We start from the raw sequence: 672 nt of genomic DNA on the forward strand, positions 1-672 counted from the left end.
TTACCATTAGTAAGAACAAATCAAAAATTGTGAAAGCCAACAAAGGCACAAGATTCTTATCCTACATGATAAAGGTAAATCCCGCCAATAAAACTCGTACAAGGAAATCTACAAAGAATTCCTTAAACGGCAGTGTTCAAATTCAAGTTCCCCAAGCAAAAGCTGAAGAATATGGATATGAATACAATTGGTTAAAAAGGGGGAAGATAAAACACGACGAAACATTAGCGGATAGAGACGAATTAGAAATAATCCGGACCTACTAGAGGAATTATCCAATACTTTTGTTTAGCTAACAATCTCAGTGTTTTAACCTATCTAAACTACCTAGCTGAAGATAGCTGTTTGAAAACACTGGCAAGAAAATGGAAAACATCGATTGCCAGGGTTCGAAAGAAACTTAATATTGGTTCGACTTGGAGCATCTCCTATATTAACAAAGGAAAAACTCAATACGAACCATGGGAAGTCTACTCTTGGGATAAAATTAAAAAAAAATGGGTAATTATAAGGGGAATCCGGATATTACCATTAATAGATTTATATTCCGAGGTCGTACGCATCTAACTGACCGTCTGAAAGCGGAACGTTGTGAGAACTGCGAAAAAACAACCCAACTTCTAATTCATCACATTGGGACGGTTCGCAACGCGAATCACCCAAAGATCATGA

At 36.9% G+C, this 672-nt stretch carries 1 pseudogene; it reads left to right on the plus strand.

Annotation, left to right across the window (positions count from 1 at the left end):
• Positions 1-672, plus strand: a pseudogene (locus B2G44_RS01075) (group II intron reverse transcriptase/maturase); the annotation flags it as partial.

Source organism: Candidatus Phytoplasma citri, from assembly GCF_002009625.1.
GTDB lineage: Bacteria > Bacillota_I > Bacilli_A > Acholeplasmatales > Acholeplasmataceae > Phytoplasma > Phytoplasma citri.